Below are 16,719 nucleotides of genomic sequence, written 5' to 3'. Positions count from 1 at the left end.
CGGAGAAGGTCTTGAGATATATCAAAATTTTAAAGAACAGGGAAAAAATTGTGGTCTTTATGATTTTATGGTTCAGATAGTCAATGAAATTAAAATTTTTTAAATCAGAAAATTCATTTTGAATATTTTTAATATTTGAACTACACCAACATTTTCTAAATATATCAACAATATCATCAAAATATATTGTACCTTTTTTAATTTCATTTTCAATCTGAACCATAAAATCATAAAGACCACAATTTTTTCCCTGTTCTTTAAAATTTTGATATATCTCAAGACCTTCTCCGTTATTATAAATTTTTTCAAACTCTTTAAAAAGTACCAGTCTAAGTTCTTTTGGATAATCTTTTTCAAAATCATCAATATTTGATAATACCATTTTTTCTGCAACACTTTGAATTTTATTATATTTTTTATAAATATCTATAATTTCAACTGATTTATTTATTATATCAGTGTCTTTTCCTCTAATAATATTATTTATAACATCTTTAATACAAATTTTTTCATTTTCAGGTCTTTTTTCAATTTTATCATTCATTAAGTTTAAGAAAGAATAATATTTTTCTTTTTTTTCAGCATACTCACTTTTTCTTCCACCCATAATAAATGATTTCATACTGATTTTTGATATTTCTTCTTTTATCTCATCTGATGTATCATTTTCCAAAATACTGTTAGCCCTATCAGTTCCAACGCCTTCTTTAAGATACTGTTCCAACTCTTTTTCAGCATTTTTAGAGCTTAATTTCATAGATTTTTTTCTGCTTATAATATCAACAAGAGTAGTCATTCTATTTTTTATAGAGTCCTCTTTTGGATTTTTAATATCTTCAAAATCAAAATCATCACCTATTACAGGACATTTTAAAATTAATGAAGCATAAAGTATAGTTCTTTTAATAGCTTCTTTATCAGAAACTGTGTCATTTAAACCTATGTATTTTTCAAATTCCTTTACAGCAGAAATTAATTTTTCACATTCAAATATAACCTCTTTTACAATATTAAAGGCTTCTTTTTTATCATCTATATTCATGTCATTATATCGAATATATTTCATATATCTTGTATCATTGACACCGCATATTTTTAATATCTGAGAAAAGCCTTCTATTATATCTGTTCCCTCTTCAATATCAACACTACTATCAATATTACATTTAATATCAAATACATTTTCACTGTAATTCTCATACATTTGATATAATTCTTCTAGAGATTTACCACACTGACCTTTTTTTGTCATAACATCGTAGTACTGTTTTATTTTCTCTATTGTATCATTATATCTTTTTTCATTTCCAACATTTTCATAACAATAACTTTCACAATTATCTAAAATATTAAATATATGCTCTATATTTTCTATAAAATCATTAAAAAATGTTTCATCATCTTTCAATTCAATAGTAAAATTATTTCCACCAATACATTCAACAGTATTTTTAAAATCCGAAATATTAGATTTATTTTCAGATATAAATAATATTTTCTGTCCCTTTTCAACAGCTGTTCCAACAATATTTGAAATAACATTAATCTTTCCCATAGATTTTCCGCCTTTTACAACTGTAATTTCATTTTTAAAGGCACTCTCTACAACTTCAGACTGGGAGCTGTCAGACTTAAAAGGATATACTTTATAAATATTATATTTATTATCTTCTTCCCAATTTACAGACTCATCAATTATATTTTTTACAATATTATGTTCAAGTATAATATTATCTGTATTGTCTAATGTATTATCCAATGTATCATATAATGTATTTTCATTGTCTTTATATTCAATATCATCTTCATAAGAATTTATATGGACATTAAAATCTTTAAGTTCAATTATATTTTCAGGACAATCAACTTTTGAAATCTCAATATTGATTTTAAATTCTTTATAATCATAAATACTTTCATTAAAGTTCATATTAAGATTTTCAAAAATTGTAGTTCCCGGTTTAATATGTATTTTTTCTAAATATTCATACATAAAGTCCGGCTCTGAATAAATTCTTAAAATAATATATTCTTCACTTTCAGAATAAATTTCAAGTCTCTCAACTATTGATTTTCCTAAAATCAACTGCGAACAATCTATATTATCAACAACCGTAGCTTTAAATTTTAATGCCATATATATCCCCCCAATACTATTAATATATTAATAGTCTGTATCAATATAAACTCTACCATTTTGTTCTATATAATCTTCAAGGCTTCCTCCTCCACCATTTTCACTTTTTATAAGTATAATTGTTTTATCAAAATCATGAAATCTAGGAGTTGCCAGTATATTTGCAGAGTCTATTCTTCTAAAAGGTCTATCAGTTAAAATATAAAAATAATTTTCTGATACAATTCCCATTTTTTTATCTATTTTATATTTATTTTCAAGTAAAGCCATTCCCATAAACCAAATATGATAAAGGCTAGCGGACTTTTTAACATAATCCAAATAGTATGTTATATTATCATCAAGTTCTTTAAAATCAACAGCACATACAACTTTTTCACCAAACACAAAGGCTATTTCTGTTTTTTCATTACTGTTAGAAGATTTTAAAAGATTTATTTGTATCTGCTCAAGTGTTCTATTAATATGACTTTGATTTGTTTCACTTATAGCTTCAGGATAAATACAAACCACTACATTTTTAACTTTATTTTTAATTGTATAATCCTCATTAAAATCATCTAATGACATATAAAATCACCTCTAATGATTAACTGATGTCTGATACATTATCCTTGCAACAAGTTCTTTCATTTTCTCAGCACCATCAAAAGTTAAAATATTTTCAATACTCATAATATCCCCTGTATTTTTATGATTTTCTGTAATATCTCCCTCACCATCAATAAGTTTAAAAGCAGGTATATATTTATTTGTATTGGCATAAACAACAGCAAATCTAAGACCTCTATTTTTACAGTTATCTAAAACTCTAAAATCAGGCTTTATATTTTCAGGCATAGAATCTGTCAAAACTATAATTCCTCTGTTTGTATTTTCATCACTATAATTTTCAACAGTACGTATTGCCATTTCAATTCCTTCATTTATGTTCTCTTTTCCGTCAGAGCTTCCACCAAAAAATACAATATTTTTTAAACTTTCCAAAAACTCATATTCATCATTTGTAAAATAGCTTCCATTATATTTTTTCTGTTCTATACTCTCACCAAAAAGTGTTAAACCATATCCTATACGAAGACTAGGGTGTTCTGCCTTCATATTTTTCATTAAATTCATAACTGTATTTAAAGATGCATAGACAGCCTTAAATATTTTTGAAAAAGAAAAAGTTGTATCTATTGCAAAAACTAAATTAATATCATTATAAATATTATTTTTAGTCTCAAAATTATTATCAGTTTGTTTTTCATAATTTTTATACTCTGATTTTTCATCATATTTTAAGTCACTGTCATACTTTATTGTATTTTCAACAACATTATTTTCATATTCTTCATTAAATTCTTTAAAATCTAAATCATTGGAAAAAATCTCATTAAATATTTTATCTTCCTCAAAACATTCTAAATCACTATCTAAATTTTTATCGGAATTTTCATTAAAACTTTCATCTGAAAACTTATCAGAATTTTCAGTTATATCATCTTCATCAACAGTTCTTCCGCTTTCTTTTTTATCCATTCTATTTTTTATAAAATTTTCTTGTTCACTTTTAGACATACTTCCATAAAGTATTTTTTCCTCTTTTGAAAAACTTTTTATAATATTTTTTATATTCATATAGATACCCCCCAACTACATAATAAAATCAATCACTTTATCATCATAATAAAATATATCACCGTCAGAAATTCTGTATGTATCATCGTCATACTCTGTTTTTTTCTCAATTTTAGGACTTATAGGAACGTAATATACAGAACCTTTAATATTATATATACACATAATAATTTGTCCTTCAACAATTATATCATGCATTCTATACTCCTCTAAGGAAACAGAAATTCTTTTATTATCACTAGAACAACAATATCCCACTGTAACAGCATCTTTAATATATCTATCTTCCGGTATTCTTAAAATTGTATTATCTCCAAATATAGACTGATAATTTTCTATTCCCTCAAAAAACTCTATCAAGAATTTTTTCATATCATCTATAATGTCCGATATTTTACCATATCTTTTTTCAGGGAAATCAACCATTTTAGAAATAATTTTTATAAGTTTACAGTACTTTTCTTGTTTATATTTTTCAGGAAGTCTCTCTTTATCAAAGCTATATGCTAAATCATCACAACTAAAGTGTCTATACATTTTACATTCATCTTCTGAAAAATAATCCCTTCCCTTAAGCCAAAAAAAGAACACTCTACCTAATGCATATATATCCATTTTAATATCTGTAATGTTAGATTGATAAGCTCTTGGGTCTGAATATCCAAAAGTACCTCCAATAGTTTCTTGTCTCTGTGTATCTGTACTTTTATAAATATGAGCCCAATCAAAATCAATTATCATGGCTTTATCATATTTAGTATTTATCATAATATTATCCGGTTTTAAATCTCTATGAACATAAGGGTCATCTTTTATAAAATCAGTATAATGTCTAACGGAATATAAAAGTTGAAGCATATAGCGAAATATTTTTTCATCACTTATAATTTTATATTTCTCCCTATACTCCCTCATTGTCATTCCTTCTATATATTCACCTAAAACGCCATAAATTTCATTATCATCATCATCTATTCCCCAAAAATCTCCATATATATGCTCAATATAAGGGTAATACATTTTAAACTGACTTTCTTTTTTTAAAACAGAAATTCCCTCTTTATCATATTTCATAGTATATTTTAAAAAATATTTTTTAAAACTTTTTACATCTTCAACAACAGCAGACCATGTTGTACAGAAAGTACGCTTTTTTTCTTTGGAATTTTCTATAAGACGATAGTATTTTTCAGAACCTATATATATACAATCATCTCTTAAAAGTCTGCTCATAATTCTTCCTCCCCACATACACAGTACATAATAGCTGTCTGGTCGTCATTTTTATCAACACGAGCTTCAGAAAAAAGATTTTTTAAGGCTTGGCTATATTTTGTTTCTTTTATAACTCTAAATATTTCTCCTTCTTTCAACAGTCCAAAAGCACCATCAGTGCCTAAAATAAACATATCTTTTTCACGTATATAACCAATAGTATTAACATATATATCATTTTCATTAAGTTCTTCTTTTTCTCCCAAACTTTTATAAACTATATGACTATTGGCGTAATACTCTTTTGAATATCTATCATAAATTCCCATTTCAACATTTTTTTCAGCTCTAGTGTGTATCTTTGAAACCATTTTAAATTCATCTGTATATGAATTATAATAATAAACAGGAGAGTCCCCCACATTAGCCACTAAAGCATAATCACTTAATATTACAACAACACTTAAAGTTGTTCCTGTCTCTGCAAAAGGATTAGCATTTTTACATACATTTCTGTTAGCTTCACAGAATGCATTTTTTATTATTTCTTCAAGCCTATCTGCATAATGTGTCATTGAAAAATTATCATATTGGCTTGTCATATAAGAATTTAAAACAAGTCTATAAAATTCTTTTGAAAAACCTTCCACAGCATGAAAGGAGGCTTTTTCTCCATCAGAAAGTCCTCCCATACCATCGGCAACAGCCAAAATTTTAATTCTCTCATCATTCATAAAACAATATTCAGTATATATATAACAATCTTCATTGACTTTATGTTCTTTGTCTCTTGATTTTTCGCTTCGGCTAAATATTTTATAACTTGACATATTATACCTCTTTTCTTGAACACCCACCTATATTATGCTATATTGAATAAATAAAATAATTGGGGTGATTGTTTTGAAAAATATTAATTTATATTCAAATGACTGTAAATTTTCAATTGATAATAAAGGTAGACTTTATAAATTTTGCAAAACAAATAGCTATGAGTACAGAAAAGCATTTTTTTATGAATACAAATTAATGCACTCATTAAACGGAAATAAATTTTTTCCAAAATATTATGGTTACAGTATAAACAAAGATAAACCGCCCTTTATTGTTATGGAATATATAAAAGGTGTCACATTAGAAAGTATTCTTGAGAGAGCCCAAAACAATTACAAAAACAGTCCTCAAATTATATTTCCTCTTGAAATACTATCTCATATATGTCAACAGATTTATGAAGCTATTTATATATTAGCAAAAAAAGGTGTTTTATATTTCGACCTAAATCCCAAAAACATAATAATTACAAATAAAAACTTTGATATAAAACTTATAGATTTCACTCATATATATATTATAAACAAAAATACTCCATGGAAAAAAATTGACCGTCGTATGAAGCCTGATTTGCCCTATTCTTTAGCTTTATTAAATGCGGTACAATTATTTTTCACACGACTTTTTTATTTTGGAAATATAGATTATAATAACTGTTTCCACACAGAGAATGAAAAATCCGAAGAAACTTTAAAATTTTTTAGATATAATTTTGGAATACTTTTGGATTTCACACTCTGTAAGGAACAGGAGGAAATCAAAACTATCATAGAGGAGGCAAGAGACCTTGAAAAATCCAATGATTTTGATTATTTAAAATACCTTACAGAGTGGAATAACCGTCTACAAAACTATTTGAAACAAGAAATCAATAATATATAAATCAATTTTGATTAAACAAATATTCATATATACCGGCAGCTGTATCCATCATTTTAATACCATATTTTGTAGTACATATCTGATTTACAACAACAACATATTTAGGGTCATCTGCCGGAGCAAAACTTACAAACCATGCATTATTTGTATTATTCTCATCTCCACGCTGTCCTGTTCCTGTTTTTCCGGCAACATTATATTTTCTGTATATTTCTTTATTTTCTTCACCTTCAACACTTTTTATATATGATTTTACAGCATCTTTCATAGCTTCTGTAACTTTATTAGCGGTTTCATAGGAAGTAACTTCACTTAAAACCTCTGTTTTGCCTTCCTGTAAAACTTTTCCGTCATCTCTCACTATTGACTTTATCATATAAGGCTTTAACATTACACCATCATTTGCAATAGCCTGTGTCATCATAGCAGCAACAATAGTTGAAGAAAGAGTTTTACCCTGACCAAAGGCTGTATATGCTAAATCCAAATTGTTTGATAAATCTAAATCCCAATTACTATTTATAGTGCCAAAATCCAACTCAATATCTTTTCCTATCATAAATTTTTCAGCAGTTTCATTTAAAGCCTGTCCACCGTCAGCCAAAACAGCTTTAGCAAAGAAAACATTTGATGAACGAACAGTGGCTTCATGATAATTTATAGTATCACCAACAGAACCATAATCGTTTACAATATCTGTATCACCTATTTTAAAATTACTATCAACAGCTGTAAAATTTTCTTGTCCACTGTCAATAATACTTACATCTGTTATAATCTTAAATATACTACCCATAACCTCTGCACCTTTATGAGTTATAGGATAGTATATTTCTTTTTCTTTATCAAAACTTTCCATTGTTTTAATACCTTCATTAATATTATTAACATTAAAACTTGGCAAAGATACCATTGATAAAACTTCTCCTGTTTTTGCATCAAGAACAACAGCTGAGCCTCTGTCTTCAATAGTCATTTCATTCAAAAGTAATTCCATAACTTTCATTTGTATGTTATGGTCAATAGTAATATTTAAACTACTTCCCTTGTTACCATTAATATTAGAAGTTTCATAAAGCTCCTCATTATAAAGCTTCATTAAACGATAATCTCTGCCTTGTTCTTCAACAACATCAAATCCTCTTACAGATTTAGTTTTACCTGTATATCCTATAACTTGTGAGTAAGCATAATCATCAATATAAGCACTATTATAAACACTACCTTCTTTTGGAACTTCTGATTTTACAATGGTAACTCCATTTCTATCAAATATATCTCCAGCAGCAATTGTATTAATATCAGCTTCAGTAATGGCAGCTATTTTATATTTATCAGCTTTTTTATTTATTCCTGTAACAACACCAGAATTTATATATAATACACCAATCTCCATAATCATAATTAAACCTAAAACAAAATATACTTTATGTAATCTAGTATTGATTTTTTGTTTTGAATTTTCTTCTTCCTGGCAAAAAGCCTTTGAAAGTTTTTCCCATGTTTTTTTCAAATACTTTTTCATCATAACTGCTCCTTTCGGTAGTCTCTGTGGATATAGTAAGTATTATAGCAATCATAATCATATAAGTTGTTGTTGCTGTAAAACCTTGAGATACACCATAAAGAGGTATACCTGTTATGGGTAAAATCCCAATATTATATCCAATATGTACAATACTTTCAATTACTATCAATAATGTAAAACCCATAGCAAGACCGCTAAAATAACTATCTATACATTTTCTTGCTATTTCAATTCCTCTTACAAGTAAAATAATAAAAGTAAAAATTAAAAGTATTCCCATTATTATTCCGCAATGTTGAATAAGATTTGAAAAAACCATATCACTTTCACTATTTGGAATATTAACTATATATCTATTAGAGTCAGGTCCAAGAAGACCTCCAACAGTCAATGCTTTTCTAATTTGAACACCATGATATCCTGTGTTCATATAATCAACTTCCGGTGTCAAAAAGTATCTAAATCTTCCATATAACTTTCCAAGCCAGCCTTGTGTTGGATTTATAAATATAATTGCAATAACTCCTAAAACAGTTAAAACGGGCATTACAACAGAAAATAATTTAACTGTTTTTCTATTTGTACTATATATAATCATCATAATAAAACCTGTTAAAGCCATTATTAAAAGAGTTCCAAATTCTGAAAATTTAATCATTGCTAAAGATATTAAAAAATTATATAAAACAAAATAAAGTTCTCTAGGCATAAACATTATTTTGTCATAAACTCTTTCCTCTTTACAAAAAATTATAGAACTAACAAAAACATATATAACTTTTACAACTTCAAGGGGCTGAAAAACAAATAAACCAAAATCAATATTTATTTTTGCTCCTGCCCCTTCCATATTACCAACAGTAATTCCCCAAATATACAAAACTATTATAAATAAAGATTGTATGGCTGTGAGAACATAAATCATAATGTCCATTGAAATAATATTTGAAAATTTTTTAAACAGTATAGAGGCTATGAGAGCTATCAAAAATGAGGAGAGACATTTTATCATAGCACTGAAATAAATCCCCGAAATATTATCTTGTGACATCATTTGTATCAAAAAGCCGAAGTTCAGAAGGAGTATTACAACAATCAGGAGGTATTTGTCGCCACCAAATCTAAACACAGCCATACAACCCAAAAGGCTCATAGGTACAAGCACAATAGCAATCTGTATAAAGAAAATGCCTGTACCTTTAAAAAAAGAATATATTATAAAGCACAATTCCAAAAAGGCTAAAAGTTTTAATGTTTTTATTTCATTATTTCCTATGTAAGTTTTATTTTTAAAGCTAACAATATTTTTATTCATAGCTTCAACTTCCTTTCAAACATAAAAATTTATACAACAATATCATCAATATCATAAACTCTATTTGAGTCTGTCATTAATTTTTTTATTTTTGTTGTATTATTTTTATTTTCATTATTTTTAGAGTGGTCAATATCACTTTTTTCAACATAATGAATTGTCTCAGGTGTCAAAACTACAATTTTAACATCACCTACATAGAAAGCACTTCTTCCTTCAAGTTCTATTTCATCTTTAAAATCCATATAGACATATCTTTTTTCCATAAGATATTCTGTTGTATTTACTTTTCCTAAATTTGTAATTGTAAAGTATATATCATTACTCTCTTTTATTTTTCTTATTATGAGATGTTTTTTCTCAAAAATATTTTTATTAACTTTAAAATCTGCCTCATCACTATCATTTATAACCAAGTCGCAACTAAAACCACTTCCTATTGTAAAAACAGGTTTTGTCATAACATATTCAACATAAGGTTCATTTTTTGTTTTAACTTTTATAATAGGCTCATCTGCCAAAACAACTTTAGGCTTTTTAGAAGCAAATATTTTTTTTATATTAAAAAAATCTTTAATATTTGAATCTTTAAATAAAAATATAAATAATGATATAATAACTACTATAATAATAGCTGTAATAATTTTTCCAATCATAACTTAACTCCTCCTATGTATATTTTTATTTTGTAAAAAAATAATACAATGAAAAAGTTAAGTTGTAAAAAACGACACTTTGTGCATTATAATCCTTCAGAAATACACCATGTAGCTGTAATATCTTCAAGTATTTCTTTCATATCAATAACCATAGTATTTTTATTATCTTCTCTTACAATATAAAAACCTTCCTCAAAATCCCAATGTATTTTCTCACTTCCAAGAAACATAGTCCAAAGTAAGCTCATAAAATAATAAGGTTTTCTCATTTTTTCATTTTTATTTTCAAACCCAACAAGTTCATATTCAAGAGTTTTAAAATCATTCTCATCAATATTTCCTGTATATAATTTACCTGTAATTACAGAATAGCTTACACAGGCGAAAAAACGTATTTTATTTGCATATTCAAGAGCTGTTTTACCTGAATATTTTGACTGAGGAATATTAAAATATCGTGAAAACTCATCTTTATATTCACATAAAAATTTATTTTCAAAATTATATTTTAAGTTTTGTACTATATTTTCAATAATACAATGTAAATCCGCCACATGATTTTCAAATACACCTTTAGTATCATGTTTTACTTTTTCAGTATATTTTTTAAGTATATTTCTCATGTTTTCTAAAATTTGTCTGCCTTCTTCTTTCTGAACAAAATATTCTAAAAAATAATCTAAAGGTACACGCCTTAAAATTTGGTCTTCTCCACACAGAGAACATGCCGTAAGAGTTAAAAAAGCCAACTTATATTGAAGGGATAGATTTTTAATATCAATATATCTTATCTCAAAACCATAAATATTGTTGAAAGCTTTATTTTCATACCATTTAACAGTGCCTATACTTGTCTTTCCGCTTTCTCTTATATAGTACTCCATGCTTTTTTTAGTGTTCACAAGTTTCATCATACCTGCATTGTCCAAAACTTCATTTATTTCTTTTCTTGAAAAACGCATATGAATACAAAAATCTAAAAGCCAACTTCTAGACACGTTTATATCACTTGAAAATATTTTTCCATAACTGTCCATATATTTTGGAGCATATAGAAAAACAGCCTCTTTAAAATCTAAATCTTTAGGAGTGTTTTCAGATGTTTCATACATTTTAACAATTCTTTCCCCAACGGTACGATTACCAAGATAAAAGAAAATCTTATTGCTTTTTACAACTTCTATAAAGTCATCTTTTGTCTCAACTTTCATAAGAGATGCTTCTAAATTCTCTGTCATTTTCTCTATTGAATACTGCTTTTTTTCCTCAAGTTCAAGAGTTACATCTTCAATAATTTTGTTCATCTCTCGTCTAATTTCAGGAAGTTCCTCCATAGAGAAAACACCTCTTATAGCCTCAATCAAAAGAGCATCGTTTATATTTCTACAATATAAACTCCTTCCCCAGTATTTCATCATCATTTTTTTAACATAGCGGTATCTTTCACGCCTTTTTGACAATGACATATCCACAACCTTTGAACAACTTCCGCTATAATCCACAAGAGCCAAAGAAACAAAAGTTTCAACACTCAAAGGAATACTTCTTCCACTCTCCCAATTTCTTATAGTATTTCTATGACAGGAAACACACACTTCCTCACCGTTTTTCTGAACAAAGTGACATATCTTTTTACCAAACTCCTCTTGAGGTAAATTGTACTTACTGCGAATTGACATAATCCAGCCAATATACTCTGTATAGTCCATATCTTCTTTTTGTATATCTGCTTTCATTTTAATCATTCCTCAATCATTCATACTCATCTATATTTATAACATTAGGAATTCTATCTGTAATATTTTGATTTTTAGGTTTAATATCAAAATCAGGCTTTTTAAATTCTTCTTTATGATGTATAGGTCTTTCAATTTTTTCTATTTTGTCAATATGTTCATGTTTTATATCATTATGTTCATAAACTTTTTTATTGTTTTCAATATCTAAATTATGCTCATAACTTCTAGAACTCCAATAAGGTGTATCATCAATATCATTTTTAATTTTTGTTTTTCTATTAGAAAGACTTTCAATATTTTTGTTATACTTAATACGCTCATTATTTAGATTTTCAATTTCTTTTTTCAAATCATTTATCTGTTCCATTTTATAATTTATCTCATCATCAATGGCATCAATATATTTTTTATTTTCTTTAATTTGAAAATCAATATTTGAAAACTCATCTTCTATTTGTGCCATAACATTATCATACCCTTTCACTATATTATCTATTTCGGGGATATCATCTTTTCCAAAAACATCTCTTATTTTTCTTAAAAATTGTTTTGTCTCTTTAATGTTTTCAAATGTAACTTCGGGATATGAAACCATATTAAAAAACAATTTAATTTCATTACCACGTTTTTTAATCCAATCATCATATAAATTATAATTTGTGTTTAACACCATATCTATAAATGATTTATTACTTTCAATAATCTTTCTATATTCCTTAAATCTCTTTCTAGCATTTTTTTCTTCAACAAATTTCTTTTCTTCCATAAATTGTTGTAAATAGAGATAATTTATAACAGCATACTTACAGTCTGAATTATATTGTCTTTCTAAAATTTCTGTCTGTTGTTTTTGTAAAAAACATTTAATTTGACTAAAATAACGTTGACAAATTTTATTATCTAAAAACATAAAAGATTTTTTTGAAATAATATTGTCTTCTTTAATACCCTTCCAAATTTTATAAAGGTTTCTATTGAGATAGCACTGTTCCGGCTCATCAATATATGATATTTTATTTGATATATCTTTCAAATCATTTCTTGATGATACAATACTATCAATAATATCCATATCATCAAAAATATTTATATCCTGCCAAAACATTTTGAGTTTAATATATTTATTTTTGCTAAGCTGATACATTTGGAAAACCATACGCCATTCAAGACAAGTTTTTCTATCTTTTTTGCCAGCAGCCATCCACAAAGCATCTTCATACTTAGAAACAATACTTTTATCAATATACTCTTCACTGTTATCAGAAGTCATATTAACTATATCAACCATATTATTGAGAAGTTTTTGATATATATGCTCTGATACATCTTCTTCATTTTCTAATCTATCGCATATACAATCAATCCATTTTTCTCTACATTTTCTATAATTCAATGTAGAAGGAGTTCTCTCAACTAACTGATATAAATTTTCTTCTATCAATCGCCCTATTGTTTTTCTTATATCCCACTCTTTTTTCAAAATCTTAAAACTTTCAACAGTATCCCTTGAAAGTCCTCTTGAATACATACGGCGAATACTTTCCTCATAAAAAATAACACTTTTTTCTTTTTCATCATCAGAAACATATATTTCTTTGGCTAACTGTAAAAGTTTATAATAATATTTTTGTGCAAAAGAAATTTCTATTCTGTCAATTTCATTTTTAATATAATCAATATAACTTTCAACAGTAGAGAAACTGTCTATTTTTTCTGTAATCCAATCAAGCCATATTTTCTTAAAAACATTACTTTTAATCATTGTATCTGTAATTGATTTTCTCACAGAACCAGTTTCATTCTCATAAAATGTTTTAGCTTTATCAATTATACAATTTGCAAATCTTTCATTTTCATCAAGTAAACTATATAATTCAACACAATCAAAAAAATCTTTTACAGTATTTATGCTTTCAATCTCTCTTTCAACACATGAACAAGGCTCACTATATATTAAATTTAATATTTTTTTCCTTTGAGTAGCATTTAAGTTTAATAAAAACTTTTTATAATTATTTCTGTTTTCATCAAACATGGCACATATAAGATGTGCAGTAGCCTCATCAATAGAATTTTTATCATAATCCCCCATATTATCATAAACTTTCATTTGAGGTATTATAAAACGAGTCCAAAAATTCACAATTTCAGAATTATCAAGACTTTTAACCTGTTTTAAAAACATTATTATAAATTCTCTGTTCCATTTTGATTTTTCAGCTTTATTTAAAAGTGTATTTATTTCTTCTTTTAAATCATAAAGAGAAACTTCTTTTCCTTTTTTAAGTTTCCAAAAATAATAAAGCATTGACAAATCATTCAACTGAAGTTTTTGATTATATTGATTTGAAAGTATTTCATCCATAAATTCAAAAAAAGCTTCCTTTGAAATTTCTGCATACTCTGCCATAGTGTAATAAATTTCTGGAATATCAATATCACAATAACTTTGTTCATTTCCATTCAAATAAAAATTATTATGACAAAGAAGTGTATTATCAGTAAAAATAAAAGTTACAGCCTCAATATTTTTTGTTGTATAAACACCATAAGAAAGCCTTTTTCTATAAACTTCAGATTTCTCACCCTGTTCAGGAACAAGATTACTTAAAAGCCAGGTAATATCTCTAGCAATTTGAGAATACATATCTTCACTGTATTCACTTTTATCAATAATAAAAGCTAAATTGCTAACCTCACCAAACATACAAGGATATATACTATAAAGAAGAAGGGCAAGTTTTTTGCCCTTCAAACCATACTTATTAATAATTTCATTATAATCATATAAAGCCGGTTCAATTTCTGCCATATCAAGTATTTTACCGTCTTTAATTTCTCTTATATATGGATAATTAATAATATAATTTTCAGGTTCTTCTATATTTTGTTGTTCTTTTGGTATAAAGAAATGGCACAATTTATTTACTCTACCATCTCCACCGCCCTCTCTAGGGCTTATACCAACACCAACAAAAGAACCAAATTCAGGTGAATACAATGTAAACTCAGCAGTTCTATCAGAAGTTTCTGACTGAAAAGCAGAACCTAGAACTAGGCAATTATCAAGAAAATTTGAATTCATATTACTTGTTGCACATACTCCAAGCCCTCTTTTATATCGACTTAGCTGGTTTTCACCCCATGTATAAAATGCCTGTTCAAAATTCATCTAAAAACCTCCCCCAAAAGTTTTTTACCAACCACATTCCTTTATTTTCTTTTCAAGACAGTAAGCAAGAGGCTCTGCAACACGAATAGGGTTATACTCACCTTTAAGACGATTTATTTTCATATTTTCAATACCTTTTACTTCTTTTCCCTGTATAAACTCTATAATTTCACGGTCTTCATTTGTAACATATGTATCACAGCCCAATGCACTTACACAGTGATAAGAATAAGAACCCATAGCCCCTTCAATGAAATCAGACTGTTCATCTCTTATAAACACATATTTTTTAAATAATTCTTCAATAATTTCCTCTCTAGCTCTTCTCAAATTAAATATGTCACTTGGTCTGCCATGTTGAAATAAAAATTGTGAATGATTTATACTTTCCATTTCCGACAAACCTTCTAAAAGGTCACATTTAATTACTGTTGCACATAAATGTTGATTTTTCATTCTGTCAATAACACCCATTTGTTGCAAAAGTCTCTGATAATTTTTAAGCATACTCAAAACATCTTCTTTATGCTCAATTTTATTTTTTTGAGATTTAGGAGGATTAATTAAATCAATAGCTCTTACCATTTTCCCCATATTTTCTTTTTGAAAAGCTCCCTGTTCTTCAACAGTCATTATCTCAACATCTTCAAAATATTTTTTGTCTTCAAAATTTTCTTCTTTATTATCTCTAAGTTTTAAAGGCATCTGTTCAGGCTCAATAATATAAATATGGGCATACATATTTGACAAAAGAATAATTCTTGGGTCCATTGATGTCATTTCTTTTAAAGTTTCACCAGAATTATCATATAATCCAACTATCATTTTATGTCCATTTATATTTAAAGCCATAAATAAAGGTGAAACCCATTTTTCTGTCTGTGTATTAGGAGGACACTCTCCATTTTCAACTGCCATAATTTTTGCAGCTCTTGAAAGCTGTGTATACCAATAATCAAAGCCTTCTGCTGTCTCATGGGCTGCATTTATAATCCAACCACTTTTTATATTTCTCAAAGCGTCCCATTCATTAGCCATTAAAGACAATTTATATGTTGTCTTTCCTCCTCCAGTTCTACCTAAAAGAGATATAGGACAAAATTCTTCAGCATTAACCCAACCAACAGGCAATCTCATATGACAGTTTGGACAACATGGTACAGCTTTCATTATAGGTATTTTTCCAAAAATAGAGTCTGTGGCAAAACTTATAACATAACTTCCGCTACTTTCTTCAATTTCATATTCAAGAGGAATATTTGTATCATCAAAATTTACACCTTCATACTCATCTTCCGGATTTATATCAGTTTTTTCATTACTTTCATCTATGGCTTTAAGTAGTCTTGAAATACCACTTACGCCACCTTTAGGGGCTGCCCAAAGCATATAATGAACTGAATTATCATTATATAAAAGTTTTAATTTAACATCTTCACCTTTTTTAATTATATCTGTCTTACCTGCAAGAATTGTATTTCTAAGAACATCAAAATTATAAGGTTTCATAAAAATAATTTCATAGGCAAGATTTGTCATATCTATACTTTTAAATTTTTTAGTTGAAATATCTGTTTCATAGGGACAAAAATTTAATTTATTATTTCCCATTGTA

The 16,719-nt window shown here is 27.0% G+C and carries 12 protein-coding genes; 1 reads left to right on the top strand and 11 read right to left on the bottom strand.

The genetic code is table 11. The features are described from left to right. The 5 genes from B5E58_RS05745 to B5E58_RS05725 form a co-directional block, all read right to left on the bottom strand. A partial coding sequence (locus B5E58_RS05745; RefSeq protein WP_143597240.1) for a hypothetical protein occupies nt 1-2,137 on the bottom strand: 2,137 nt, incomplete at its 3' end. A gap of 27 nt (nt 2,138-2,164) precedes the next feature. Continuing rightward, on the bottom strand, nt 2,165-2,707 hold the full coding sequence (locus tag B5E58_RS05740) for a hypothetical protein (protein ID WP_088108729.1): 543 nt from the start codon (nt 2,705-2,707) through the stop codon (nt 2,165-2,167). A 12-nt stretch (nt 2,708-2,719) separates the two neighbouring features. Continuing rightward, a complete protein-coding gene (locus tag B5E58_RS05735; RefSeq protein WP_088108728.1) occupies nt 2,720-3,760 on the bottom strand; it encodes a vWA domain-containing protein in 1,041 nt (346 codons plus the stop codon). Nucleotides 3,761-3,775: 15 nt separating this feature from the next. Beyond that, nucleotides 3,776-4,993 (bottom strand): protein kinase domain-containing protein, encoded by a 1,218-nt coding sequence (locus B5E58_RS05730; RefSeq protein ID WP_158097680.1) that lies wholly within the window; start codon nt 4,991-4,993, stop codon nt 3,776-3,778. Further along, the gene (locus B5E58_RS05725) at nt 4,990-5,805 is read right to left on the bottom strand and encodes a PP2C family protein-serine/threonine phosphatase (protein WP_088108726.1); all 816 of its coding nucleotides are present in this window, start codon (nt 5,803-5,805) and stop codon (nt 4,990-4,992) included. The genes B5E58_RS05730 and B5E58_RS05725 overlap by 4 nt, the downstream gene beginning before the upstream one ends. A 73-nt stretch (nt 5,806-5,878) precedes the next feature. On the opposite strand from B5E58_RS05725, the gene B5E58_RS05720 reads away from it, so the two are divergent. Beyond that, on the top strand, nt 5,879-6,691 hold the full coding sequence (locus tag B5E58_RS05720; RefSeq protein ID WP_158097679.1) for a protein kinase domain-containing protein: 813 nt from the start codon (nt 5,879-5,881) through the stop codon (nt 6,689-6,691). A 1-nt stretch (nt 6,692) separates the two neighbouring features. Here the strand turns inward: B5E58_RS05720 and B5E58_RS05715 are convergent, their stop codons facing one another. From B5E58_RS05715 to B5E58_RS05690, 6 genes are all read right to left on the bottom strand, one after another. Further along, the gene (locus B5E58_RS05715; RefSeq protein ID WP_158097678.1) at nt 6,693-8,204 is read right to left on the bottom strand and encodes a penicillin-binding transpeptidase domain-containing protein; all 1,512 of its coding nucleotides are present in this window, start codon (nt 8,202-8,204) and stop codon (nt 6,693-6,695) included. Further along, nucleotides 8,128-9,534, bottom strand: coding sequence for an FtsW/RodA/SpoVE family cell cycle protein (locus B5E58_RS05710; RefSeq protein WP_088108723.1), 1,407 nt, complete (start codon nt 9,532-9,534; stop codon nt 8,128-8,130). Before B5E58_RS05710 ends, B5E58_RS05715 begins: the two co-directional genes overlap by 77 nt. 29 nt (nt 9,535-9,563) lie before the next feature. Beyond that, nucleotides 9,564-10,190 carry a hypothetical protein gene (locus B5E58_RS05705; RefSeq protein WP_088108722.1) on the bottom strand — a complete coding sequence of 209 codons (627 nt, stop codon included), beginning with the start codon at nt 10,188-10,190 and terminating at the stop codon, nt 9,564-9,566. Nucleotides 10,191-10,276: 86 nt separating this feature from the next. After that, nucleotides 10,277-11,929: a helix-turn-helix domain-containing protein gene (locus B5E58_RS05700; RefSeq protein ID WP_088108721.1), complete on the bottom strand. Its 1,653-nt coding sequence runs from the start codon at nt 11,927-11,929 to the stop codon at nt 10,277-10,279. Nucleotides 11,930-11,945: 16 nt separating this feature from the next. Beyond that, nucleotides 11,946-15,104 carry a coiled-coil domain-containing protein gene (locus tag B5E58_RS05695; RefSeq protein ID WP_088108720.1) on the bottom strand — a complete coding sequence of 1,053 codons (3,159 nt, stop codon included), beginning with the start codon at nt 15,102-15,104 and terminating at the stop codon, nt 11,946-11,948. A gap of 24 nt (nt 15,105-15,128) precedes the next feature. Then, complete coding sequence (locus B5E58_RS05690; RefSeq protein ID WP_088108719.1) at nt 15,129-16,715, bottom strand: hypothetical protein; 1,587 nt, start codon at nt 16,713-16,715, stop codon at nt 15,129-15,131. Between the last annotated feature and the right edge of the window lie 4 nt (nt 16,716-16,719).

Origin of the sequence: Tyzzerella sp. An114 (genome assembly GCF_002161055.1) — a bacterium.
GTDB lineage: Bacteria > Bacillota > Clostridia > Lachnospirales > Anaerotignaceae > Fimicola > Fimicola cottocaccae.
The sequence above is the reverse complement of the archived record's forward strand: the minus strand, read 5'-3'. Positions and strand labels throughout refer to the sequence as shown.

What these genes read in the sequence shown, in the direction of transcription:
- B5E58_RS05730 (WP_158097680.1), bottom strand. Translation starts at nt 4,993, where the DNA reads ATGAGCAGACTTTTAAGAGATGATTGTATATATATAGGTTCTGAAAAA.
- B5E58_RS05705 (WP_088108722.1), bottom strand. Translation starts at nt 10,190, where the DNA reads ATGATTGGAAAAATTATTACAGCTATTATTATAGTAGTTATTATATCA.
- B5E58_RS05690 (WP_088108719.1), bottom strand. Translation starts at nt 16,715, where the DNA reads ATGGGAAATAATAAATTAAATTTTTGTCCCTATGAAACAGATATTTCA.
- B5E58_RS05725 (WP_088108726.1), bottom strand. Translation starts at nt 5,805, where the DNA reads ATGTCAAGTTATAAAATATTTAGCCGAAGCGAAAAATCAAGAGACAAA.
- B5E58_RS05740 (WP_088108729.1), bottom strand. Translation starts at nt 2,707, where the DNA reads ATGTCATTAGATGATTTTAATGAGGATTATACAATTAAAAATAAAGTT.
- B5E58_RS05735 (WP_088108728.1), bottom strand. Translation starts at nt 3,760, where the DNA reads ATGAATATAAAAAATATTATAAAAAGTTTTTCAAAAGAGGAAAAAATA.
- B5E58_RS05710 (WP_088108723.1), bottom strand. Translation starts at nt 9,534, where the DNA reads ATGAATAAAAATATTGTTAGCTTTAAAAATAAAACTTACATAGGAAAT.
- B5E58_RS05700 (WP_088108721.1), bottom strand. Translation starts at nt 11,929, where the DNA reads ATGAAAGCAGATATACAAAAAGAAGATATGGACTATACAGAGTATATT.
- B5E58_RS05695 (WP_088108720.1), bottom strand. Translation starts at nt 15,104, where the DNA reads ATGAATTTTGAACAGGCATTTTATACATGGGGTGAAAACCAGCTAAGT.